The organism is Streptomyces glaucescens, from assembly GCF_000761215.1.
In the GTDB taxonomy this organism is placed as follows: Bacteria; Actinomycetota; Actinomycetes; order Streptomycetales; family Streptomycetaceae; genus Streptomyces; species Streptomyces glaucescens_B.
In genome coordinates, this window is sequence record NZ_CP009438.1 from 3,586,307 (window position 1) to 3,610,093 (window position 23,787).

A 23,787-nucleotide genomic window follows, 5' to 3' on the forward strand; every position below is an offset into this window, starting at 1 on the left:
CCCCCCGCTCACCGAGTGTGGGGAGTGCCGGGCGCGCAGCCTCGACCGGACCCTTCCGTGACCCCGGTCGAGCCGGCAGCCGGGGCCCGGCACGCACAGTACCGGGGGGAGCACCCTCGGGCGCGCGGCGCATGGGCGACGCCCTCGGATGCGAACATGCCGCAGCGCCCGGCGACGTCTGTCACGTCATCGGGCACCGCGGCATTTCGGCGTACTGAGTACCGAGCCGTACGGGCTACAGCGGGCTGCTGCCACGCGTCAGGAGGCGAGAACCTCGTCGAGCAGGGCCTCGGCCTTGTCCTCGTTCGTGTTCTCCGCGAGCGCGAGCTCGCTCACCAGGATCTGGCGGGCCTTGGCGAGCATGCGCTTCTCACCGGCGGAGAGTCCGCGCTCGCGCTCCCGGCGCCACAGGTCACGCACGACTTCCGCGACCTTGATGACATCGCCGGAGGCGAGCTTCTCCAGGTTTGCCTTGTAGCGACGGGACCAGTTCGTGGGCTCCTCGGCGTACGGCGCGCGCAGCACCTCGAAGACCCGGTCCAGTCCGTCCTGACCGACCACATCACGCACGCCGACGAACTCCGCATTGTCCGCTGGCACACGCACCGTGAGGTCACCCTGGGCGACCTTCAGCACCAAGTAGGTCTTGTCCACGCCTTTGATCTGGCGAGTTTCGATGGCCTCGATCAGCGCGGCCCCGTGATGGGGATAGACCACGGTGTCGCCAACCTTGAACGTCATGTGACAGGTACCCCTTCCGTGGCTATCCAGGGTAACACGGATACGGCGTCTTCTGAATGGCGTTTTCGCAGGTCAGGGCATATCTCGGGGCTTGACAACAGCGACGGGGACGTGCTGCGCGGGGTCTGCGGAAGAAGGTATTCGCAGGTGAGGGCGGTTGTCCGGGCCGGGCGAAACGGGCACGTCACACACCGCCGACACGTCTCACGGACGGCCGAACATCCCCATATGTCCGGTTCCGCGCGCGCGACTTCCGCTACTCCGTTCGGTGCGTGCAGGCGGGTACGAGACGATTCCGAAATTGATCACGCCATCCGATCCTGTCGCACACCGTGATCAATTCCGGGGCCGGTCACACATTCCTCCACGGAAATTTCGCGCACCGCCGGGGGCCGTATGCCGAACCGTTTGGCCGGTGTCTTACCGGGCGGCCTTACCGGGGGGCTTATGGGAAAGCCGGGCGGTACCCCCCGGCTGAGCGAACGACGCTCCACGGGGAGGGTCGGGTGCGGCGGCGCGGGAACGGCTCGGTAACCTGGGGCCGCTGACAGCCACTTAGGGCGGCTTTACAAGGGAAGCTGCCCCTGCGTTCAAGGAGTTGCCGCCGCCGTGAGCAGCAGCCTTCGACGCGGCGCCCTCGCCGCCTCCGCCATCGCGTTCTCGATCGCCTCGCTCGCCGCCTGCGGCGCCGGCAACAACGCCCAGACGCTGGAGATCAAGCCGGACAACGCGGCCACCAGTGTCGGTGACATCAAGATCCAGAACGCCATCGTCATCACCCAGCCCGACCCCGAGGCGACCGGGCCCGCCGTTGTCTCCGCCACCGTCTTCAACGGCGGCGACCGTCCCCAGACGCTGGACCGCATCACGCTGGAAGGGATCGGCGAGGCCGTCGAGATCAAGCCCGCCCCCGGGGGCGAGGGCAAGCTGACCGTCCCGGCCGGCGGGTCCATCGTCATCGGCGGCAAGGACAACGCCTCCGCCGTGCTGAAGGACGGCGAGGGCCTGACCGACGGCGACGCCCAGAAGGTCACCTTCTCCTTCAGCCAGACCGGCGACGTGAGCCTGGAGGCCTTCGTCGTCCCGGCCGGGGGCCACTTCGCCGAGTGGGGCCCGACCGAGGTCCCCGCCGCCCCGGGCGCCACCCCGTCCGCGAGCGCCTCCCTCTCGGGCGACGCCTCCCCGTCCGGTGACGCCTCCCCGTCCGGCGGCGCCTCCGCGTCCTCCTCCGCGGATCACGACGTGGCCGGTCACTGACGTACGACGAAGGGCGGGGCCCCACCGGGAGCCCCGCCCTTCGTCATGTCCCCTGCGCGGCCGGCCTACGGCTCGAACTTGTAGCCGAGGCCGCGCACCGTCACCAGGTACCGGGGGGCACCCGGGTCCGGCTCGATCTTGGCGCGCAGCCGCTTGACGTGGACGTCCAGCGTCTTGGTGTCGCCCACGTAGTCGGCACCCCACACCCGGTCGATGAGCTGCATCCGGGTCAGCACCCGGCCGGCGTTGCGCAGCAGCATCTCCAGCAGGTCGAACTCCTTGAGCGGCAGGTCGACCTTCGAGCCGCCGACCGTGACCACGTGCCGGTCGACGTCCATCCGCACCGGACCGGCCTCCAGGGCGGCCGGGGCCACCTCCTCGGGCTCACCGCGGCGGCGCAGCACCGCGCGGATCCGCGCCACCAGCTCGCGCGAGGAGAACGGCTTGGTGACGTAGTCGTCGGCCCCTATCTCCAGTCCGACGACCTTGTCGATCTCGCTGTCCTTGGCGGTCACCATGATCACGGGGACGTTCGAGCGGCCGCGCAGCTGGCGGCACACCTCGGTGCCGGGCAGCCCCGGCAGCATCAGGTCGAGGAGCACGAGGTCGGCGCCGTTGCGCTCGAACTCGTCGAGTCCGTCGGGCCCGGTGGTCGCGACCGCGACCTCGAAGCCCTCCTTGCGGAGCATGTACGACAGGGCGTCGGAGAAGGACTCCTCGTCCTCGACGACGAGCACACGGGTCACGGAAGGACCTCCGGGGCGGGAAGTGTTTCTTCGTACGGGGGTGCGTCAGGGGACATGCTGCGGGACCGGCCGCGCTCCCCGCCGCCGGCGGAGCGGTGGTGCGCCCCGCCGCCGGCCGAACCGGGGTGCGACCGGTCGCGGGCGGCGCCCGCCTCCGGCAGCCGCAGGGTGAAGGTGGAGCCCTGTCCCTCGGAGCTCCACACCGTGACCTCCCCGCCGTGCGAGGCGGCCACGTGCTTGACGATGGCCAGGCCGAGCCCCGTGCCGCCGGTGGCGCGGGAACGGGCCGGGTCCACCCGGTAGAAGCGCTCGAAGATGCGCTCCTTGTCCTTGTCGGAGATGCCTATGCCCTGGTCGGTCACGGCTATCTCGATCATGTCACCGCCCGGCGCGGCCACCCGGCGGGCGGCGATGCCGACGCGGGTACGGGCGGGCGAGTAGTTCACGGCGTTCTCGACCAGGTTGCCGAGGGCCGCCGCGAGCTGGCCCCGGTTGCCCCAGACCCGCAGACCCGCGGCGCCTCCGGCGGCCATGGTGATCTGCTTGGTGGAGGCCGCGTGCCGGCAGCGGTCGACGGCCTCGGCGACCAGCTCGTCCACCGTGACCGGCTCGGCGTCCTCCAGCGGGTCGTCGTTCTGCACCCGGGAGAGGTCGATCAGCTCCTGCACCAGGTTGGTCAGCCGGGTCGCCTCGATCTGCATCCGCCCGGCGAAGCGCTGCACGGCCTCCGGGTCGTCGGAGGCGTCCATGACCGCCTCCGACAGGAGGGAGAGCGCGCCGACGGGTGTCTTCAGCTCATGGCTCACGTTCGCCACGAAGTCGCGCCGTACCGCTTCTATCCGGCGGGCCTCCGTCAGGTCCTCGACCAGCAGGAGCACCAGCCGGGAGCCGAGCGGGGCGACCCGGGCGGAGACCGCGAGGGCCTCGCCGCGGCCGGTGCCGCGCCGGGGCAGGTCCAGTTCCACCTGCCGTATCTCGCCGTCGCGGCGGGTGTCGCGGGCCATCTGGAGCATCGGCTCCACGGCCAGCTCGCCGCCGCGGACCAGGCCGAGGGCGTACGCCGCCGAGCTGGCCTTGACGACGGCGTCGGCCTCGTCCAGGACCACGGCCGAGGACCGCAGCACGGACAGGACCGTGTCGACGCCCGGCGGGAGCACCGGATCGGTGTGCAGGGAGGTGCGGGTGGGCCGCTTCAGGTCGCGTTCGCTCCAGCGGAACGCCAGCATGGCGATGACACCGGTCAGTACCCCGGCGATCGCTGCCGCTGCGGCGACCGCCGCGTTCACGTCCATGCGACCAGGTTAGGCATGTCGTCCGGCGTGCCCACAGCCATCGGCGGGCGAGCTCGAACACTCGTCGCCCAGAGTTCACCCGGGAGCCAGTGACGGTTCATTTGGGATGGCGGAAACGGACGCGTGGAGGACGGAACGTGGGAGCGTGGGGTTGATGGCACGGGTTTTCGGCAAGGGGCCCGGCGGTCCCTGAAACCCCCGGACTCCCCGGAACGACGCACGAGAGGGAAACCCTGATGCGGGACGCGTACCACGAGGAACTGGACTCGATCGGCGACGGGCTGGTCGAGATGGCCCGGCTGGTCGGGTCGGCGATCGGGCGCGCCACCACGGCCATCCTCGACGCCGATCTGAAGCTGGCCGAGAACGTGATCGAGGCCGACCAGAAGGTCGACGCCCTCCACCACGACCTGGAGGCGCGGGCGATAGCCCTGCTGGCCCGGCAGCAGCCGGTGGCGACGGATCTGCGGATCGTCGTCACCTCGCTGCGCATGTCGGCCGACCTGGAGCGCTCCGGCGACCTGGCCCAGCACGTGGCGAAGCTCGCCCGGCTGCGCTTCCCCCAGCGCGCGGTCCCGCACGACCTGCACGCGACCATCCTGGAGATGGGCCAGCTCGCCCAGCGCCTGATGGCCAAGGCGGCGGAGGTGCTGGTCACCAAGGACGTCGACCTGGCGCTCCAGCTGGAGCAGGACGACGACGCGATGGACCTGCTGCACCGCACCCTCTTCCAGCACCTGATGGACGACCGCTGGAAGCACGGCATCGAGACCGCCGTCGACGTGACCCTCCTCGGCCGCTACTACGAGCGGTTCGCCGACCACGCGGTCGCGGTCGCCAAGCGCGTGGTGTTCCTGGTGACCGGCGAGCACGCGGACGAGATCCAGCAGGAGCTGCAGACGGAGATCCAGCCGGCGACGGGCGGGGACGCGGCCTGACGCCCGCGCGCCGGGGCCCGCCGGGGACGGCGCGCGGCCGGGTGCGAGCCACTGTGCGCCGTTGATGCGCCCAGGGGGCGGGGCATGGAATGGGCACACGCTCCAGCCCTAGGAGGTTCCATGGCCGATTCCCCCGGTACTCCGGGTACGACGCCCGACCCCACGCGGGAACGCGACACCGAGCAGCCCGCGCAGATCAGGAACCTGATGCTGATCGGTGCGTGCGGCTGCGGCTCGGGCTGCGGCTGCGGGTGCCAGTCGGGCAACCCCTGCCAGTGCGGCTGAGCCACGGCCGTACCGGCTCACGACACCGAAGGGCCCCCGGCGTGCTGCCGGGGGCCCTTCGGCGCGCCGGTGCGGGCGGCCCCGGTCGGGGCCGTCCCCTGCCTTCGTCCGGTGCCGCCGGTGTGACGATGCCCATGCCCGCCGCCGGCGGAACGGCCCGACGACGGCGGAACGGCCCGACGACGGAACGGCCCGACGGTGGCGGGGGCGTCAGCGGCGGCGGGGCGTCGGCCCCGGGGTTTCCCCTACTTCTTCTTGCCCTGGTTCTTCACGGCCTCGATCGCCGCCGCGGCCGCGTCCGGGTCCAGGTAGGTGCCGCCGGGGTTGAGCGGCTTGAAGTCGGCGTCCAGCTCGTAGGAGAGCGGGATGCCGGTCGGGATGTTCAGGCCCGCGATGTCCGCGTCGGAGATGCCGTCGAGGTGCTTGACCAGGGCCCTGAGGCTGTTGCCGTGGGCGGCGACCAGGACGGTGCGGCCGGTCAGCAGGTCGGGCACGATGGCGTCGAACCAGTACGGGAGCATGCGGACGACGACGTCCTTCAGGCACTCCGTCTGCGGGCGCAGCTCCGGCGGGAGGGTAGCGTAGCGGGGGTCGGAGAACTGGGAGTACTCGGCGTCGCGGTCGAGCGGCGGCGGCGGGGTGTCGTAGGAGCGGCGCCACAGCATGAACTGCTCCTCGCCGAACTCGGCGAGGGTCTGGGCCTTGTCCTTGCCCTGGAGGGCGCCGTAGTGGCGCTCGTTCAGACGCCAGGAGCGGTGGACCGGGATCCAGAGGCGGTCCGCGGCCTCCAGCGCGAGCTGGGCGGTGCGGATGGCACGCTTCTGGAGGGACGTGTGGACCACGTCGGGCAGCAGGCCGGCGTCCTTGAGCAGCTCGCCGCCGCGCGTCGCCTCCTTCTCGCCCTTCGGGGTGAGGTTGACGTCCACCCAGCCGGTGAACAGGTTCTTCTCGTTCCACTCGCTCTCGCCGTGGCGGAGGAGGATCAGCTTGTACGGTGCGTCGGCCATGGCTTCGAGCCTACCTAAGCTGGTTCGGGGCCGTGGTGGCGCTGGGGCGCCGTCCCGGGCGGAGCGAAGAACCCTGTGTGATTCGTCTCGCTCCCTTTAATTTAAAGTGAATTCCTCCGCAACCTTTACTCACGCTCACCTGTCAGGGTTAGCGGAGAAGTCTGTTGTCGGGGTCAGGGAAGAGGAGCACAGAACGTGACCGTGCGTTCCTTTGCGCGGCGGATGAAACCGCGAGTCGAGCGGAAGGCCGCCGAGCGGGTGTGGCAGCTGCGTACCATGCGGCGGCGCCGCAAGGCGGCGGTCACTGATCCGGTGCTGCGCCCGGTGGCCGTGCGCGGCCAGCACCTGTACGGACGGGTGGTGACCAGCTTCACCGCGGCGGAGGCGGCTGCCTCCAACCTCGACCTGGTGGTCGCCGCGCTGGAGCAGGAGGGGATTTCCTACTTCCTGGTCCCGACCTCCCGGATACGCCACACGGTCGGCGTCAACGCCGCCGACCGCGAGCGGTTCCTGGCCGCCCTGGAGGCGCGCAACGCGGGCAAGGCCGTGTTCATCGGCCGGCCGCTGCCCGGCGGGCAGCTGAAGAACCCCGCGCTGTTCATGGACGGCGTGCTGCCCGCGCCGCTGCGCACCGCGCCCGTGCTGCGGATCGGCGAGAACCACCTCGGCCCCGAGGGCCAGCTGCTCGCCGGCCCCGAGCTGGCCTGCGACGTGGAGTTCTGGGAGGACGGCGCCGAGCTGCTGGCGACCGAGGACGGGCCCCGCCGGCTGGCCAAGGTGCAGCCGCAGGCCTCCGAGGACGTGTTCCGCGAGTCGCTGGTCACGCCGCGCAACAACGGCGTCACCGACGTCCTGCCCGCCGACGAGCAGCAGCCCGTCACCGTGCGGGTGGGCGACCGGGAGCTGCCGAGCTTCCTGCCGCTGACCCTGCCGACCGTGAACCGCGTCACATTCCCGGTCGACGTCGTCTACACCTGGGTGGACGGCGAGGAGCCCGCCATGCGGGCCAAGCGGGCCAAGTACCAGGAGAAGGGCACCGCCGAGATCCTGGACAAGGAGATCAACGAGTCCCGCTACACCAGCCACGACGAGCTGAAGTACTCGCTGCGGTCGCTGGCGATGTACGCGGACTTCGTCCGGCACATCTACATCGTCACCGACGGGCAGAAGCCGCACTGGCTGGACGACAGCGTCGAGGGCATCACCGTCGTCGACCACAAGGACATCTTCCCCGAGGGCGTCCTGCCGGTCTTCAACTCGCACGCCATCGAGACCCGGCTGCACCACATCCCGGGCCTGTCCGACCACTACCTGTACTTCAACGACGACGTCTTCGTCGGCCGCCGGATCACCCCGGAGCACTTCTTCTACGGCAGCGGCCTGATGCGGATTCCGGTCTCCCCGCTGAAGATCGGCGTCGGCAAGCCGCACGCCGAGGAGACCGCCACCAACTCCGCCAGCAAGAACGTGCGGCGGCTGCTGCTGGAGAAGTTCGGCCGGATGACGACGAACAACTTCATGCACACCCCGCTGCCGCAGGACCGCGGGGCGCTGCGCGCGCTGGAGGAGCTGTTCCCGGAGGACATCGCCCGCACCACGGCCTCCCGCTTCCGCTCGCCGACCGACATCGCCATGACGGCCCCGCTGCTGTACCAGTACGCCCTGATGACGGGCCGCGGTGTGCCGGGCAAGTTCAGCTTCCGGTACGTGAACATCAGCCGGCCGGACGCCGAGAAGCGGCTGGCCGACCTGCGCAACACCCGCCGCTTCGACTTCTTCTGCCTGAACGACGTCGACGTGCCGCCGGAGGAGCGCGAGCAGGTCAGCGTCCGGATGCACCAGTTCCTGGAGAACTACTTCCCGTTCCCCAGCCCCTACGAGAAGCAGAACTGAGCAGGCCGCGGCCATGGACATCCGTCACCGTCTCGTGACGCTGCCGGGCCTGCGGGCGCTGCGGGACCTGCTGCTGCGCCTGCGGCTGTGGGCGGCGGGCCGGCTCTGGGCGCTGCGCGCGGCCCCGGCCCGCCGCCGGCTGCGCGCCGCCGTCCCCGGGCTGCGCCGGACCGTCCTCGGTCCGGCGCGGCTGTACGGCCGTACCGTCACCGGGTACACCGCCGCGGAGGCCGCCGCCGCCGACCTGGAGCAGGTGTGCGCCGTGCTGGACGCGGCCGGGGTGCCGTACTTCCTGCTCCCCCGCGAGCCGGGGTCCGGCGGGGCCCGGCAGGTGGTCGGCGTCGCAAAGACGCACCGCGCCGCCGTCCTCGCGCGGGCCGCCGAGCACTTCGCCGGCACCGCCCGGTTCGTCGGTGCCGTCACACCGGACGGCACCGTCGCCGGCGCGGCCCTGTGGGCCGACGGGAAGCTGCCGAAGGCGCTGCGGCGGGCGCCGGTGCTGCGCACCGGCGAGGTCCGCCTCGGCCCCGCGGGGCAGGTGCTCAGCGGTCTGGAGTCCGGCTGCGACATCGAGTTCTGGCGGCACGGCCGGGAGCTGAGGTCCGATCCCGGGCACCTCACCGTGCCGGGCGCCCAGCTCCCGGACGTGTTCGGCGAGGCCCTGGTGGCGCCGCGCCGCAACCCGGTCTCGGAAGTGCTCCCGGTGGCCGCGCAGCAGCCGGCCGAGGTGCCGGGCCCGCGGCGCACGGTCCCGACGTTCGCCGTGTTCGCCGAGCCGGGCATCGACGAGGTGACCTTCCCGGTCGACGCCGTCTACACCTGGGTCGACGGGGACGACCCGGCGATGGCGGCGAAGCGCCGCGCCCACCAGGAGCGGTCCGGCAGCGACATCGCCCCGCGCGAGACCGGCGCCTCCCGCTACACCAGCCACGACGAGCTGAAGTACGCGCTGCGCTCCCTGGAGATGTACGCCGGGTTCGTCCGGCACGTCTACCTGGTGACCGACTCCCAGGTCCCGTCGTGGCTGGACCCGGAGGCGGAGGGCATCACGGTGGTCGACCACCGCGACATCCTCCCGGCGGACGCGCTGCCCGTCTTCAACTCGCACGCCATAGAGAGCCGGCTGCACCACATACCGGGCCTGTCGGACCACTACCTGTACTTCAACGACGACGTCTTCATCAACCGCCCGGTGGACGCCGAGCACTTCTTCCACGGCAACGGCATCGCCCGCATCCCGCTGTCCCCGCTGAAGCTGGGCGTCGGCGATCCGCACCCGCTGGAGCCGGCGCCGAACTCGGCCGGCAAGAACACCCGCGAGGTGATCCGGCGCTTCCACGGCCGGCAGGCCAGGAACAAGTCGCTGCACACGCCGCACCCGCAACTGCGCGCGGTGATGCGGGAGATGGAGGGCCTGGACATCGAGGAGCTGAAGCGGACCTCGTACTCCCGCTTCCGCTCCACCACGGATGTCGCCCCGGCGTCCACGCTCCACCACCACTGGGCGATCGCGACCGGCCGGGCCGTCCCGGCGGACTACCGCTTCCGGTACGTGCAGTTGGGCACCCCGGACATGCGGCGGCGGCTGGCCCGGCTCGCGGCCGGGGAGGACGTGGACTTCTTCTGCCTGAACGACGTGGACACCGCTCCGGCGGACCGGGCGGCGGCGCAGGCGGCCATCCACGCCTTCCTGGAGCGGAAGTTCCCGTTCCCGAGCCGCTTCGAGCGGACCGCGCCGGTCATCCCCCGCCAGTCACGTTTGACGCTCCCCGTCAATTGAGTGGCGCATCCGGCGGCCACGTTTGTAAGTTGTGGCCGCCGGTTGAGCCGCTTACCGCTGTGGGGGATCCGCGATGTCGAAAGCCACCCTGAGACGTGCCGTACGGGAGACCGTCTCCGGACTCCCCCGCGAGTTCTGGTGGCTGTGGACCAGCACCCTGGTCAACCGCCTCGGCGCCTTCGTCGCCACCTTCATGGCGCTCTACCTCACCCTCGACCGCGGCTACTCCGCCTCCTACGCCGGACTCGTCGTGGCCCTGCACGGTCTCGGCGGGGTGATCTCCTCCCTGGGCGCGGGCGTGCTGACCGACCGGCTGGGCCGGCGGCCCACCCTGCTGATCGCCCAGTCGTCGACCGCCCTGTCGGTCGCGCTGCTCGGCTTCGTGCACGACCCCGCCGCCATCGCGGGCGTCGCCTTCCTGGTCGGCATGGCCTCCAACGCCTCCCGCCCCGCCGTCCAGGCGATGATGGCCGACATCGTGCGCCCCGCGGACCGGGTGCGCGCCTTCTCCCTCAACTACTGGGCGATCAACCTCGGCTTCGCCGTCTCCTCCATGGCCGCCGGCTTCATCGCCGAGTCCAGCTACCTCGCCGGCTTCCTGATCGAGGCGGCGATGACGATGGCCTGCGCGGTCCTCGTCTTCGTGAAGCTGCCGGAGTCCCGGCCGGAGCGCACCGCGGTCGAGAAGGCCGCCGACGACGTCTCGCTGGGCACCGTGCTGCGCGACGGGCGGTTCATGAGCGTCGTCGGACTGTCCTTCCTCGTCGCCATGGTCTTCCAGCAGGGCTCGGTCGGGCTGCCGGTGGCGATGGGCGAGGCCGGCTTCACCCCCGCCGAGTACGGCCTGGCGATCGCCGTCAACGGCTTCCTCATCGTCGTCCTCCAGATCCCCGTCACCCGGTTCATCCAGCACCGCGACCCGCGCCGGCTGCTGGTGATCTCCTCCGTCCTCGCCGGGTACGGCTTCGGCCTCACCGCCTTCGCCGGATCGGTCGGCGCGATCGCGCTCACCGTCTGCGTGTGGACCCTCGCCGAGATCGTCAACGCGCCCACCCAGACCGGCATCGTCGTACGGCTCTCCCCCGTGCACGGGCGCGGGCGCTACCAGGGCATGTACACCATGTCGTGGGCCGTCGCCGGACTCGTCGCCCCCCTGATGTCCGGGTACGTCATCGACCGGTACGGCGCCGCCTGGCTGTGGGCGATGTGCGCGGCCGTCGGAACCGTCGCCGGGCTCGGGTACGCGCTGCTGATGCGGCGGCTGCCGCCCGAGGAGGCCCCGGAGCGGCCCGCCGCGGCCCCCGCGCCGGCCACGCCCCGGCCCGCGACCGAAGCGGCCTGACACCGGCGCGCGCGGAAGGGCGTACGTCGCACGTCCCGTACGGCACGATGGAGAAGTACGTGCCGCACACGGCCCGTTGGGGCCGCCGGGGTGGGAGACGCGGATGCCCGACGAGTCCGAACTGATCTTCGTCAGCCATGCGGAGCGGGACGACCAGTGGGCCCAGTGGGCGGCCTGGCACCTGGAACAGGCCGGGTACCGGGTGGAGTTGGGGCTGTGGCACTGGCGGGCCGGCGACGACTTCGTGACCAGGATGAACGAGGCCCTGGAACAGGCCTCCGCCGTCGTCGCCGTGCTCTCCCCGCACTACTTCGAGCCCGGCCGGTACACCGAGGAGCAGTGGAGGGCCGCCGTCGCGCGCGGCGGACGGTTCATCCCGGTGGTGGTGGAGCCGCTGAAACCGGGCCAGTTGCCGGCGTTCCTGTCCTCGCGGATCCAGGTGGACCTGCACGAACTGCCCGGCGAGGCGGAGGCCGTCAAGGCGCTCACGGAGGCCGTCCGGGGCCGGGGCCGCCCCGAACACCCCCCGGCGTACCCCCCGGCGGCCGCGCCCGGCCCCCAGCCGCGCTTCCCCGCCACCGCCTCCGCCGCCGCGGTGGTGTGGGAGGTGCGGCGGCGGCGCAACCCGCACTTCACGGGCCGCGACGAGGTGATCGGCGAGCTGCGCGGCAAGCTCCTCGCCGAGCGGCACGCCGCCGTCCAGGCGCTGCACGGCACGGGCGGCATCGGCAAGACGCAGGTCGCGCTGGAGTACGTGTACCGGTTCCGCGAGCACTACGACATCGTCTGGTGGATCGACGCCGAGCAGGCCGACCAGATCCCCGTGCACTACGCCGAGCTGGCCGCCCGCGTCGGGGTCGCCAAGCCGGACGCCGGCGTCGAGTTCAACGCCCGGTACGCGCTGGACGAGTTGCGGTCCCGGGAGCGGTGGCTGATCGTCCTGGACAACGCGGAGGAACCGGAGCGGCTGGAGACCTGGCTGCCGGACGGGCCCGGGCACGTGCTGATCACCTCCCGCAACCCCGGCTGGAAGCAGATCGTGCCGGGGCTGCCGCTGGGGGTGTTCAGCCGGGCCGAGTCGCTGGACCACCTGCGCGGTCACCTGCCCACGCTGGCCACCGAGGACGCGGAGGCACTGGCGGAGGCGCTGGGCGACCTGCCGCTGGCGCTGGCGCAGGCGGCGGGCGCGCTCGGCGACGGCATGCCTCCCGACCGGTACCTGGAGGTGCTGCGGACCGACACCGCCCAGCTCCTCGACCACGACAAGGCGCACGACTACCGGTCCACGCTGACCGCCACGGTGACCATCGCGATGGACCGGCTGGAGGCCGACCACCCGGGCGCGACCGCCGTGCTGCGGCTGGCCGCGCTGCTCGGGCCGGAGCCCATCCCCACGGCGTGGCTGGTGGCCGCGCGGGACCGGCTGGCGACCGTCCCCGGCGACACGGGGGACTTCCGCTGGCCCCGCCCCGCGCTGCAGCCGCTGGCCCGCTACGGGCTGGCCGTCGTCAGCCCGGACGCGTTCCAGGTGCACCGGCTCACCCAGGCGGTGGTGCGCGAGGGACTCGACCCGGACCGGCGGGACGCGCTGTGGGACGACGTGGTGAGCTTGCTCACCGCCGCCGACCCCGGCGACTCGGAACTCCCCGAGTCGTGGCCGCGCTGGTCGGCCCTCGCTCCGCACCTGACGGCGGGGATGACGGTCCTGTGCAGGCGGGCGGCCATACGGCCCCTGCTGCTGTCCGCGGCCCGGTACCTGGTGCGCAGCGCCCAGTGGCGCGCCGCCCGGGACTTCGCCGCGGGCCTGCACGCGAGCTGGTCCGGCCACCTCGGCGAGAACCACGTCGACACCCTGCATGCCGCCAGCATGGAGACCTGGGCCATGGAAGGGCTCGGGCACGACCCGGACATGCTGCCCCGGGTGCGGGACATCCTGGAGCGCCGCCGCGCGACCCTGGGCGAGGACCACCCCGACACCCTGGACTCCACGTACGACCTCGCCACGGCGCTGCACGGCATCGGCCGGTACGCCGAAGCCCTCGCCCTGCACCAGGACGTCGGAGAGCGCCGCGCCCGCGTACTCGGCGAGGACGCTCCGGACACCCTGCGCTCGGTGCAGAGCATGGCACGCGCGCTGACCGTGCTCGGCCGGTTCGACGAGGGCCTGCGCGTCACCTTCGACGCCCTCGGCCGCTACCGCGCGACCCTCGGCGAAGAGCACCCGGACACCCTGCGTTCGCTGCGCGACGCCGCCGCCTCGCTCAGCTACGTCGGCCGGTACAAGGACGCCTATCGCACCGCCCACGAGGCGTACGAGCGCATCCGCGCCGTCATGGGCGACAACCACCCGGAGACGCTGAGCGCGGCGCACGGCCTCACCATGGCGATGACCGCCCTGGAGCGTCACACCGACGCGCAGGACCTCATCATGGACACGCTGCGACGGCTGCGCCGCGACTACGGGGAGAGCCATCCGAACGCGCTGGAACTGACCACCAGTCTGGGTCTCGTGCTGGCCCGCTGCGGCCGCCCCGAGGACGCCCACGAGCTGCTGACGGACACGATGGAACAGCATCTGCGGGTGTACGGCCCGGACCATCCCGGTGCCCTCCAGTGCGCCCTGGGCATCGGGCTGACGCTGCACGGCACGGGGCGCAACGCCGAGGCGGAGCGGTACCTGAGGGACCTCAGGCGCCGGGTCCACCGGGTCCTGGGCGGGGAGAACGTGATCGCCGACAACACGACCCGGGCGCTGGCGATCGCGCTCGCGGCCCAGGGCAAGCACCGCGAGGCGCACAAGCTGATCGCGTACGTCCAGCGCAGGGCTCCGCTGAAACTGCCCGTCCAGCGCCGGTCGGCCACGAGGAAGGGCCGCCGCTGACCCCCGGCGGGGTCCTCAGTCCCCCGGCCGCTCGATCAGATGACGGAACGCGTCCAGGTTCCGCGTCGGTTCCCCGCGCGACACCCGCCAGTCGTACTCCTTGCGGATCGCGCTCGCGAAGCCCAGTTCGAGGAGGTTGTTGAAGGCGCCGTCCGCGGCCTCCAGGACCTGGCCGAGCAGCCGGTCGACCTCCTCGGGGGTGACGGCGGCCAGCGGCAGCCGGCCGGTGACGTAGACGTCGCCGAGCGGGTCGACGGCGTAACCCACGCCGTAGAGCCTGAGGTTGCGCTCCAGGAGCCAGCGGTGGACGCCCGCCTCGTTCTCGTCGGGGTGGCGGATGACGAACGCGTTCAGGGACAGGGAGTGTCTGCCCGCGATCAGCGACACGGTCGTCGACAGCTTGCGGGTGCCGGGGAGCTTCACCACGTAGTGGCCGGGCTCCGGGCTCTCCCACTCCAGCTCGGCGTCCTTCAGGACGCCCTCGATGATCTGCGCGGCCTGCCGTTGTGCCTCACCCATGGACTCACCCATGGGGCGAGCGTACGCGACGGCGGTGGGCGTGCAGCGCGGCCGTGTAGACCTCCGCGGTGGCGGCGGCGGACGCCTCCCAGCCGAACGCGCGGGCGTGGGCGGCGGCGGCCGCCCCCATGCGGTCGGTCAGGGTGGGGTCGGCGGCGAAGTCGTGCAGCACGCGCGCGTAGGCCGCCGGGTCGTGGCCCTGCACGAGGACGCCGGTGCGGCCGTCGCGGACCGCCACCGGCAGGCCGCCGACGGAGGCCGCGAGGACCGGTGTGCCGGACGCCTGTGCCTCGATGGCGACCAGGCCGAACGACTCGCTGTACGACGGCATGACCAGCACGGACGCGGCGCGGAACCAGTCGGCGAGGCGGTCCTGGTCGACGGGCGGGCGGAAGCGGACGACGTCGGCGATGCCGAGGCGCGCGGCGAGCTTCTGCAGGCCCTCCGGCTTGGCCAGGCCGCTGCCGCTGGGGCCGCCGACGACGGGGACGAGGATGCGGGAGCGCAGCGCGGGGTGCCGGTCCAGCAGCACGGCGACCGCGCGGAGCAGCACGTCCGGCGCCTTCAGGGGCTGGATGCGGCCCGCGAAGAGGGGGATCAGGGCGTCCTGGGGCAGTCCGAGGCGGGCGCGGGCGGCGGCACGGCCGTCGGCCGGTGAGAACCGCTCCAGGTTCACTCCGGGGTGGACGACGGCGACCTTGGCGGGGTCGGCGTCGTAGTGCCGGACGAGTTCGCCGGCCTCCTCGTCGGTGTTGGCGATCAGCCGGTCGGCGGCGGCGACGATCTGGGTCTCGCCGATGACCCGGGCGGCGGGCTCGGGGGTGTCGCCGTCGGCGAGGTTGGCGTTCTTGACCTTGGCCATGGTGTGCATGGCGTGCACCAGCGGGACGCCCCAGCGCTGCGCGGCGAGCCAGCCGACGTGGCCGGAGAGCCAGTAGTGGGAGTGCACCAGGTCGTAGTGGCCGGGGCGGTGGCCGGCCCAGGCCTGCATCACGCCGTGGGTGAAGGCGCAGAGCTGGGCGGGCAGCTCCTCCTTGGCGAGGCCCTCGTAGGGGCCCGCGTCGACGTGCCGGACGAGGACGCCGGGCGCGAGCGGGACGGACGGCGGGAGGCCGCCGGTGGTCGCCCGGGTGAAGATCTCGACCTCGATGTTGATCGCGGCGAGCCGCCGGGCCAGTTCCACGATGTACACGTTCATGCCGCCGGCGTCGCCCGTGCCGGGCTGGTGCAGCGGGGAGGTGTGCACGGAGAGCATCGCGACGCGGCGCGGCCTGCGGTGCAGCCGGAGGCGCGGGGGCGCGGCCGGGGAGCGACGTCCGAGCCTGCCGATGTACTGGCTCACGTGCCGTTCCTCCTTGCTGCGGGCATGCCTGCGCGAGGACGTGCGGGCCCTCTCCAGGGAGGAACACCGGAGTTGGCTGCTCCATTTCCACCACGGGGGTCTTTGCCGAATCATTACCGGCTTTCGCTCAACCGTTCGAGCGGCGATCGCGCGGCCCGCACGGTCCCGGGCGGCCCCCGCCTGCGCCTACCCTCGAAGGCATGACACCCCGCGCCACGACCCGCCCCCCCGCGCGGCCCCGCCCGGGCGGGACGCCCCCCGTCGTGGGAACGGTGACCCGCGGGACGACCAACCCCAACCGGCTGCGCCGCATGGACCGCTGGATCGCGGTCACGCACGGCGCCGAGCTGCGCCGCGCCGCCGACCCGGTCGCCGTCGACCTCGGTTACGGCGCGGCTCCCTGGACGGCCGTCGAGCTGCTGGCGCGGCTGCGGGCCGTCGCGCCCCGCGCGCGCGTGGTGGGCGTCGAGATCGAACCGGCCCGGGTCGCGGCGGCACGGCCGTACGAGCGCGACGGGCTCGCGTTCCGGCACGGCGGCTTCGAGGTGCCCGTCGAGCGCCGCCCGCACCTCATCCGCGCGGCCAACGTGCTGCGCCAGTACGACGAGGACGAGGTCGCCGCCGTCTGGGCGCGGCTGTGCGCCCGGCTGGCCCCCGCCGACCCGGCGGCCGGCTCGCGCGGCGGACTGCTGGTCGAGGGCACCTGCGACGAGATCGGCCGCCGGCACGTGTGGGTCGCGCTCGGCCCCGAGGGCCCGCGCACGGTCACCTTCGCGACCCGGCTCGGCTCCCTGGAGCGCCCCTCGGACCTGGCGGAGCGGCTGCCCAAGGCGCTGATCCACCGCAACGTGCCCGGCGAGCCGGTGCACGCCTTCCTGCGCGACTTCGACCGCGCCTGGGCCGCCGCCGCGCCCTACGCCGCGTACGGCGCCCGGCAGCGCTGGATCCGCGCGGTGCGGGACCTGACGGCGGACTGGCCGGTGACGGACCGCCAGACACGCTGGCGGCAGGGCGAAGTGACCGTGCGCTGGGAGGCGCTGGCGCCGCGCGGCTGACCGGGGCCGGCCCACTGGAACGATCTCTCCCGGCGGTGCGTCGGACGGGGTGGGGGACGGGCGCGCGGCGGACGGGTCCGCCGGAGCGGCGGACCACCTCTGTCGTTTTCCGTCGGGGCGTGGCACGATCCCTCGGACGACCATAAGTTACTGACGGTAAATCAGGTGGGGGCAGAGGTATGGCAAGGGGCAAGCGCGGCTTGATCTCGGCGGCCGTGACCGTCGTCTGCGCGGTCACCGTACTCGCGGCACCCGGCACGGCGTTCGCGGCGTCCGCCGCCCCGCACCCCGCGCCCACCCCCGCCGCCACACCCCCCGCCACCCCTCCGGCGCCCTCGGCCGCCGCGCAGGACAGGGAACTCGAGGCCGTCCGCGAGAAGCTGGACGAGCTCTACCGCGCGGCCGCCTCCGCCACCGACGCCTACAACGCGGCCGAGGAGAAGGCCGAACTCCAGTCGCGGCAGATCGCCGAACTGGCGAAGAGGATCGCCGAGGCCAGGAAGACCCTGGCCGGCCTGAAGGACCGCGCGGGCGCCGCGGCCCGCGCCCAGTACCGCTCCGGGGGCCTGCCGCCCGAGGCCCGCCTCGTGCTCAGTGACGACCCGGACGCGTTCCTCGACGGCACCGGCCGGGTCCGCCAGGGCGAGCGCGCCACCCGGCACCTGATCGAGGAGACCCGGCGCACCCGGCAGGACCTGGAGACCTACTCCGCGGACGCCGCCGCCCAGTTCAGGAAGCTGGAGGCCAACCGCAAGGCCAGGGCCGCCGCCCAGAAGAAGATCGAGAAGCAGATCGCGGCGGCGGAGAAACTGGAGTCCCGGCTGGAGAAGGAGGAACGGGAGCGGCTGGCCGAGCTGGAGCGGGAGGCGGCCCGCAAGGCGCAGAACGCCTGGCTGGACACCGGCGTCCTCGACGGCGCCGAGGGCGAGGCCACCACCCGGGGCGAGCAGGCCGTGAAGTACGCCACGGCCCAGATCGGCAAGCCGTACGTCTGGGGCGCCGAGGGCCCCGAGTCGTACGACTGCTCCGGACTCACCTCACAGGCCTGGGCCAACGCCGGCCAGGGCATCCCGCGCACCTCGCAGGAGCAGTGGAAGCAGCTCCGCCGGGTCGACGTCACGGACATGCGCCCCGGTGACCTGGTCGTCTACTTCGACGACGCCAGCCACGTCGGCATGTATATCGGCGACGGCAAGATCGTCCACGCCCCGCGCCCCGGCCGCACGGTCACGATCGCGGGCGCCGGCTCGATGCCGATCCTGGGAGTCGTCCGGCCGGACGCGGGCTGAACCACCCCGGGCGGCGCGGCCGGTGAGGTCGCGCCGCCGTGATCCGGGCCACGTGACGCGTCGTGACCTGAGCCACGTGACCGACCCCACGCCCGGTGCGCCGGCCGGTGCCGGGGCGACGTGACGTTCGTCATCCCGTCGGGCCGGCCGGCCTGTCCAACTGCGGTACGGAACGCGGCATATGACAGCGGTCCGCGGGCGACCGGCGTGCCGTGGACCATTCCGCTGCGGCGCCGACACCCGCTATGGTCCCCGTCGGTGGGTCGAGGTCCCTCGCCCCGCCGTGCCCTCGGGGGGAGGGAAGGAACCCAAGACCATGCCCGTACCCGTACCGCGGCAGAGAGCGATCCCGGCCGTGGAGAGTGGTCAGGCGCCCGCCGCGTCCACCGGCGGCCCCTCCGGAGACCCCGGTGCCGTGGCCCCGCGCAGGGAAGACACGGCCCAGAACACCTCCGACACCACCGCCACCGTCCACCACACCAACCTCACGCTGCTGCTGATCGAGGACGATCCCGGCGGCTCCCCGATCGTGCCCGAGCTGCTGGACCAGACCGGCAAGCCCATCCGGGTGCGCACCGCGCGCAACCTCACCGAGGCCGAGCGGCTGCTCACCGACGACGTCCACTGCATCCTGCTGGACCTGGCACTGCCGGCCCCCGGCCGGGCGGGCGAGACCGACGACGAGCTGGCCGTGCTCCGCCACGTGCTGGAGCTGGCCCCCCGGCACGCCGTCCTCGCCCTGACCGCCTCCGGCGACGCCGAGCGCGGTGCCGAGGCGGTCCGCGTGGGCGCCCAGGACTACCTGTTCCGCGACGAGCTGGACGGCCGGCTGCTCAGCCGCGCCATCCAGTACGCCGTCGAGCGGAAGCGGTCCGACACGGCCGAGCGGCGGCTCGCCGAGGGCCGGATGCGCGCCCAGGAGAACCGCCGCCTGGAGCGCGGCCTGCTGCCGACGCCGCTGCTGGAGGGGTCCTCGCTGCGGTTCGCCGCCCGTTACCGGCCCGGCCGTTCGCGCGCGCTGCTCGGCGGCGACTTCTACGACGTCGTCCGCACCCCCGACGGCACCGTGCACGCCATGATCGGCGACGTCTGCGGGCACGGCCCCGACGAGGCCGCGCTCGGCGTGGAGCTGCGCATCGCCTGGCGGGCGCTGACCCTGGCCGGGCTGTGCGGGGACCAGCTGCTGAACACCCTCCAGCAGGTCCTGGAGCACGAGCGCGCCGACGACGAGATCTTCGCGACGCTGTGCACGGTCGACATCGCCCCCGACGGCCGCCGCGCGGGCCTGTGCCTGGCCGGGCACCCGGCGCCCCTGGTGATCCGCCCGGGCCTGCCGGGGGCCCCCGGCCCGGCCGCGGCGGCGGGCGTCCCCACGCCGCGCCTGCTGCCGTACGACAACAACGGCCCCGCGCTCGGTCTGCTGCCCGGCGCGCGCTGGCCGCGGATGCAGGTGGAGCTGGGCGCCGAGTGGAGCCTGATGCTGTACACCGACGGCCTCATCGAGGGCCGGGTCGGCGCGGGCGGGGAGCGGCTCGGCCAGGACGGCATGGTCGAGATGATCAGCCGCCAGCTGGCCGCCGGACTCACCGGCGAGGAACTGCTGCGGGCCGCCGTGACCGAGGTCCGCGAGCTGAACGGCGGCGAGCTGACGGACGACGTGGCGGTGCTGCTGCTGGACCGGGTGCCGTAGGGCACCCGACGGCCCCGGCCGCGCGGTCGCCGGGGCCCGGGCGGGGCCGGTCAGGCGAGCAGCGGTATCAGCTGTTCCTCCTCGTGCGTCAGGTGGGCCTCCAGCTCGGTGGCCAGCCGCTCCACCTCCGCGCGGACGGCCGCCGGGTCCCCCGGGCCGGTGACGACCCCGCGCAGTTCCTCGACCAGGGCGGCGATGCGCTCGTGCTCCTCCCGCAGCAACGCCATGACGGGGGCGGACTCGGGACGGCTGCCCTCGATCATCGGGAAGAGGCCCAGGTCCTCGCCGGTGTGGTGGTTGTGCAGGCCGTGGCAGAACGTGAGGCAGTTGACGCGGAGCTGGGCGCCGAGGGCGGTGCCGGACCCGGAGATCTCCCGTCGCAGCAGGGCGAGTTCGCGCCGGAAGGCGTCGTGGACGACCTTGATCGCCTCGCCCAGGGAGCCGGCGTTGAAGGTGGGCGGGCCGTCGGCCGGGATCTCGTACAGGGCGACCACGGGGATCAGCCGCGTGGTCTTCTCCTGGTACGCCGCCCAGCCCGGGTCGCTCTCCACGGCCCGCGCGAACGCCTGGTCGCGCTCCTCGCCGGTCAGCGGTTCGGCCCGCGCCCGGTAGACGAACGCGCCGTCCTCGACGGTGACTTCGGGGTGCGCGAGGAGATTGTGGTACCAGGCCGGGTGCCGCGGGGAGCCACCCGCCGAGGCGATGACCAGGATGCGTTCGCCGCCGTCGGGCAGATAGCCGACGGGTGTGGTGTGCGGCTTGCCCGAGCGGGCGCCGGTGGTGGTCAGCAGGATCAGCCGGGCGTCCTCGAACATTCCGGTGAGCCGGCCCTTGCCGGCCCGGAACTCGTCGATGATCCGTTGGTTGAAGTCGTTGGGCAATGCTCTTCCCTCTCCGTGGTGTTCGCTGGCAGCGCTCGCACGGAGAAGAGGGCGGGCTCCTCGCCCGCCGCGGCCTCACGCAGAGGCCGGGCACCCAACTCGCTCGTGGCCCATGGCCGACCCGGCAGTCATGGCGAGGACGTTAGCGGCCGACTCCCTTGTGTGGCAAGGCGGTTACCGCCATGACGAGGCGGGTGCCGGGACGACGGGAGCACCGCCGCCGGCCGGGCCCGGGCGGCCGCACACCACCCCGGCCCGGCCGCGGCACGCGGACCACCGGCACGGCCCGGGGAGGCCGGACCGCGGTGGCGCGCGCCCGGCTGAGGGACGCCGGGCCCGCGCGGGCGGGCGCGGTTCAGGGACGCCGGGCCCGCCCGAGAGGCGCGGCTCAGGGACGCCGGGCCCGCCCGAGAGGCGCGGCTCAGGGGCGCCGGGTGCGGCCCAGCACCTCCGCGACCCGCATGAACCCGTCCGCGCCGTGTCCCAGGCCGATCACCCGGCGGGCCTGCCCCTCGATCGCCCGCATCAGGCTCGCCTCGATCCCGTGCTCCTCGGAGGCGTGGACGATGTGCGCCATGGTGGACGCGCCGGAGGTGAGCGGGTTCAGCTCGCCCGAGTAGGTGCCGCTGTCCACGTCGTGCGCGAACTCCTCGAAGAGCGGCGGCAGGATCGCGGCGATGCCCTGCGCGAAGGGAGTCAGCTCGCCCGCGGAGATGCCCTCGGCGCGGGCCACGGCGACCGCGTGCGCGTAGCCGCCCATCGCGGTCCAGAAGATGTCCAGCAGGGCGATGTCGTACGAGGCGGCCCGGCCGATGTCCTCGCCGAGGTGGGTGTGGGCGCCGCCCAGCACGTCCAGGACGGGCCGGTGCTCCTCGTAGAGGTCGCGGGGGCCGCTGTACAGGAACACGGCGTCGGGGGTGCCGATGCTGGGCGCGGGCGTCATGATCGCGCCGTCCAGGTAGCGGACACCGTGCCGGCCGGCCCACTCGCCGGTGTCCCGGGCGCGGGCGGGGGTGTCCGCGCTGAGGTTGACGACCGTACGGCCCTTCAGGGCGTCGGTGACGGTCTCGCGCCGCAGGATCGCGTCGGAGGCGTCGTAGTTGACGACGCAGACGACCACGAGGCCGCTCGCCGCCACCGCCTCCTCCGCCGACCCGGCCGTCAGCGCGCCGCGCGCCACCAGCTCGGCGTCCCGGCCCGGGGTGCGGTTCCAGACGGTGGTGCGCACACCGGCGTCCAGGAACGCAGTGGCCAGGGCACGGCCCATGGGACCCAGTCCGAGGACGGTCACGGAAGCGGAGGCGGGGTCGAAGACGTTCGTAGACATGGGGAAGCTCCTGCTGTTCTCGAGAATGACGGACGAACCGGAAGAAATGGGACGACGATGACGCGCAGCCGGGCCCGGGACGTGAATGTCTGCGGGGTGACCGCCGCGATCTCGGTGATCGACGGCAAGTGGAAGACGGCGCTGCTGTGGCTGCTGGAGTCGGGGCCGCACCGCCCGGCCGAGCTGCGCCGCAAGCTGCCGGGCCTCAGCGAGAAGGTGCTGACTCAGGCCCTGCGCGAGATGGAGGAGGACGGCCTCGTGCACCGGGAGGTGTTCGCCGTCCTGCCGCCGAAGACGGTGTACACGCTCACCGGCTTCGGCCGTGAACTGTCCGAGGCCCTCGCTCCTCTCTCCGACTGGGGACACCGCCGCCTGGAACGCCTCGCGGCGCCCGTGGTGGCCTCCTGACCACCCGCGACCAGCCTCCTACGGGCACCGGACGGTGCCAAGTACCCACTTTTTTGTGGGTGTTCGGCCCGCCCGGCGCCCCGCGGCATGCGGTGCCACGCCGGAAACGGAGGAGGCGAGCGCCATGTCAGCGATGTCCGGGCCGGCGGACGGCGGCATCGGGTTCACGCCGGACCCGGCCGACGACCCGGACGGCCACGACGTCCCCCACCACGACGCCGGCACCCGGATCAGCTTCGAGCCGGCCGACGTCGGTGACGCCGGCGGCGACGGCCGGGTCACCGCCGAGTGCGACGGGAACGCCGTCGGCCCCGAGTGGACCCCGGGCCACCTCGATCCCCGGGACCCGGACACCGGCCATGTCGGCCTGGGCCGGCCCGGCACGGGCTCGCACGAGGTCCTGATCTACGTCGACCCCGGTTCGGGCAGCCGCGGCCACGCGACGGCCCGGTTCGGCGCCGACTGGGCCCGCCGGGCACGCCCGGCCTCACCAGGTGTGCCCCAGCGGGGCACATGTGCGGGCTCTCGTGGACGTACGGCCGTGTGCAGGTCCCCCGCGTGTGCCGCACGACCGCGCCGTGCGACACACTGTTGCAAGCAGGTTGCTTGCAATTGTTAGCGCGAGTGGGGCATGGTGGACATATGGCATCGCTCAACGTCGGAAGTCTCGGGGAGTACCTGCGGGAGCAGCGGCGCAGCGCGCAGCTTTCGCTGCGGCAGCTCGCCGAGGCGGCCGGGGTGTCCAACCCGTACCTGAGCCAGATCGAGCGCGGACTGCGCAAGCCGAGCGCGGAGGTGCTCCAGCAGGTCGCCAAGGCGCTGCGGATCTCCGCGGAGACGCTGTACGTGCGCGCCGGGATCCTGGACGCCGAGCGGGACCGCGACGAGGTCGAGACCCGGGCGGTCATCCTCGCCGATCCCACTCTGAACGAGCGGCAGAAGCAGGTGCTGCTCCAGGTGTACGACTCGTTCCGCAAGGAGAACGGGCACGGGGAGACGCACGGGGAGAGCACCCCGGACGACACGGGCGATGCCGGTCCGCAGCAGACGGCCGGATGACCGGACCAGGGAAAGACCGGCCGGCGGCCACGGACCGCCCACCCTCAGCCGAAAG

General features: G+C 73.0%; 21 protein-coding genes. 12 read left to right on the forward strand and 9 right to left on the reverse strand.

Annotated elements, in window-relative coordinates:
* Positions 1–258: 258 nt before the first annotated feature.
* On the reverse strand, positions 259–741 hold the full coding sequence (locus SGLAU_RS15475; protein WP_003953493.1) for a CarD family transcriptional regulator: 483 nt from the start codon (positions 739–741) through the stop codon (positions 259–261).
* Positions 742–1,350: 609 nt separating this feature from the next.
* Here SGLAU_RS15475 and SGLAU_RS15480 point away from each other — a divergent pair.
* Complete coding sequence (locus SGLAU_RS15480; protein ID WP_043502010.1) at positions 1,351–1,998, forward strand: hypothetical protein; 648 nt, start codon at positions 1,351–1,353, stop codon at positions 1,996–1,998.
* 65 nt (positions 1,999–2,063) lie between these two features.
* Here the strand turns inward: SGLAU_RS15480 and SGLAU_RS15485 are convergent, their stop codons facing one another.
* Together SGLAU_RS15485 and SGLAU_RS15490 are read right to left on the reverse strand one after the other, a co-directional pair.
* Positions 2,064–2,744: a response regulator transcription factor gene (locus SGLAU_RS15485; protein ID WP_043502011.1), complete on the reverse strand. Its 681-nt coding sequence runs from the start codon at positions 2,742–2,744 to the stop codon at positions 2,064–2,066.
* Entirely contained in the window at positions 2,741–4,036 is a 1,296-nt protein-coding gene (locus SGLAU_RS15490; protein WP_043502013.1) for a sensor histidine kinase, read from the reverse strand. The genes SGLAU_RS15485 and SGLAU_RS15490 overlap by 4 nt, the downstream gene beginning before the upstream one ends.
* A gap of 236 nt (positions 4,037–4,272) precedes the next feature.
* On the opposite strand from SGLAU_RS15490, the gene phoU reads away from it, so the two are divergent.
* Positions 4,273–4,974 carry a phosphate signaling complex protein PhoU gene (gene phoU / locus SGLAU_RS15495; protein ID WP_043502014.1) on the forward strand — a complete coding sequence of 234 codons (702 nt, stop codon included), beginning with the start codon at positions 4,273–4,275 and terminating at the stop codon, positions 4,972–4,974.
* Positions 4,975–5,094: 120 nt separating this feature from the next.
* Positions 5,095–5,259 (forward strand): hypothetical protein, encoded by a 165-nt coding sequence (locus tag SGLAU_RS35660; protein WP_107408966.1) that lies wholly within the window; start codon positions 5,095–5,097, stop codon positions 5,257–5,259.
* 245 nt (positions 5,260–5,504) lie between these two features.
* On the opposite strand, the gene SGLAU_RS15500 is transcribed toward SGLAU_RS35660, so the two are convergent.
* On the reverse strand, positions 5,505–6,266 hold the full coding sequence (locus tag SGLAU_RS15500) for a phosphoglyceromutase (protein WP_043502015.1): 762 nt from the start codon (positions 6,264–6,266) through the stop codon (positions 5,505–5,507).
* 222 nt (positions 6,267–6,488) lie between these two features.
* On the opposite strand from SGLAU_RS15500, the gene SGLAU_RS15505 reads away from it, so the two are divergent.
* The 4 genes from SGLAU_RS15505 (at position 6,489) to fxsT (ending at position 14,162) form a co-directional block, all read left to right on the forward strand.
* Positions 6,489–8,159, forward strand: a complete 1,671-nt coding sequence (locus SGLAU_RS15505) for a stealth family protein (RefSeq protein WP_244315217.1) — start codon at positions 6,489–6,491, stop codon at positions 8,157–8,159.
* Between the two features lie 13 nt (positions 8,160–8,172).
* On the forward strand, positions 8,173–9,939 hold the full coding sequence (locus SGLAU_RS15510) for a stealth family protein (protein ID WP_052413769.1): 1,767 nt from the start codon (positions 8,173–8,175) through the stop codon (positions 9,937–9,939).
* Between the two features lie 73 nt (positions 9,940–10,012).
* Complete coding sequence (locus tag SGLAU_RS15515; protein WP_043502019.1) at positions 10,013–11,281, forward strand: MDR family MFS transporter; 1,269 nt, start codon at positions 10,013–10,015, stop codon at positions 11,279–11,281.
* A gap of 103 nt (positions 11,282–11,384) precedes the next feature.
* On the forward strand, positions 11,385–14,162 hold the full coding sequence (gene fxsT, locus SGLAU_RS15520; protein WP_043502021.1) for an FxSxx-COOH system tetratricopeptide repeat protein: 2,778 nt from the start codon (positions 11,385–11,387) through the stop codon (positions 14,160–14,162).
* A gap of 15 nt (positions 14,163–14,177) precedes the next feature.
* On the opposite strand, the gene SGLAU_RS15525 is transcribed toward fxsT, so the two are convergent.
* Both SGLAU_RS15525 and mshA read right to left on the reverse strand, forming a co-directional pair.
* Complete coding sequence (locus tag SGLAU_RS15525) at positions 14,178–14,681, reverse strand: YbjN domain-containing protein (protein ID WP_043502023.1); 504 nt, start codon at positions 14,679–14,681, stop codon at positions 14,178–14,180.
* Between the two features lie 4 nt (positions 14,682–14,685).
* Positions 14,686–16,023 (reverse strand): D-inositol-3-phosphate glycosyltransferase, encoded by a 1,338-nt coding sequence (gene mshA / locus SGLAU_RS15530; protein ID WP_043502025.1) that lies wholly within the window; start codon positions 16,021–16,023, stop codon positions 14,686–14,688.
* 263 nt (positions 16,024–16,286) lie between these two features.
* Here mshA and SGLAU_RS15535 point away from each other — a divergent pair, with 263 nt between their 5' ends.
* The 3 genes from SGLAU_RS15535 (at position 16,287) to SGLAU_RS15545 (ending at position 20,057) form a co-directional block, all read left to right on the forward strand.
* Entirely contained in the window at positions 16,287–17,078 is a 792-nt protein-coding gene (locus tag SGLAU_RS15535) for a class I SAM-dependent methyltransferase (RefSeq protein WP_208868914.1), read from the forward strand.
* A 179-nt stretch (positions 17,079–17,257) separates the two neighbouring features.
* Positions 17,258–18,367: a C40 family peptidase gene (locus SGLAU_RS15540; RefSeq protein ID WP_078957732.1), complete on the forward strand. Its 1,110-nt coding sequence runs from the start codon at positions 17,258–17,260 to the stop codon at positions 18,365–18,367.
* A 316-nt stretch (positions 18,368–18,683) separates the two neighbouring features.
* On the forward strand, positions 18,684–20,057 hold the full coding sequence (locus tag SGLAU_RS15545) for a PP2C family protein-serine/threonine phosphatase (protein ID WP_043502026.1): 1,374 nt from the start codon (positions 18,684–18,686) through the stop codon (positions 20,055–20,057).
* A 50-nt stretch (positions 20,058–20,107) separates the two neighbouring features.
* Here SGLAU_RS15545 and SGLAU_RS15550 read toward each other — a convergent pair whose 3' ends face one another.
* Together SGLAU_RS15550 and SGLAU_RS15555 are read right to left on the reverse strand one after the other, a co-directional pair.
* The gene (locus SGLAU_RS15550; protein ID WP_043502028.1) at positions 20,108–20,938 is read right to left on the reverse strand and encodes a nitroreductase/quinone reductase family protein; all 831 of its coding nucleotides are present in this window, start codon (positions 20,936–20,938) and stop codon (positions 20,108–20,110) included.
* Positions 20,939–21,359: 421 nt separating this feature from the next.
* Complete coding sequence (locus SGLAU_RS15555; protein WP_043502029.1) at positions 21,360–22,265, reverse strand: NAD(P)-dependent oxidoreductase; 906 nt, start codon at positions 22,263–22,265, stop codon at positions 21,360–21,362.
* Positions 22,266–22,322: 57 nt separating this feature from the next.
* Here SGLAU_RS15555 and SGLAU_RS15560 point away from each other — a divergent pair, with 57 nt between their 5' ends.
* On the forward strand, positions 22,323–22,673 hold the full coding sequence (locus SGLAU_RS15560) for a winged helix-turn-helix transcriptional regulator (RefSeq protein ID WP_043502031.1): 351 nt from the start codon (positions 22,323–22,325) through the stop codon (positions 22,671–22,673).
* Positions 22,674–22,800: 127 nt separating this feature from the next.
* Here the strand turns inward: SGLAU_RS15560 and SGLAU_RS15565 are convergent, their stop codons facing one another.
* Positions 22,801–23,067 (reverse strand): hypothetical protein, encoded by a 267-nt coding sequence (locus SGLAU_RS15565; protein ID WP_043502032.1) that lies wholly within the window; start codon positions 23,065–23,067, stop codon positions 22,801–22,803.
* A gap of 248 nt (positions 23,068–23,315) precedes the next feature.
* Between SGLAU_RS15565 and SGLAU_RS15570 the strand changes: the two genes are divergently transcribed.
* On the forward strand, positions 23,316–23,732 hold the full coding sequence (locus SGLAU_RS15570) for a helix-turn-helix domain-containing protein (protein ID WP_043502033.1): 417 nt from the start codon (positions 23,316–23,318) through the stop codon (positions 23,730–23,732).
* Positions 23,733–23,787 lie beyond the last annotated feature (55 nt).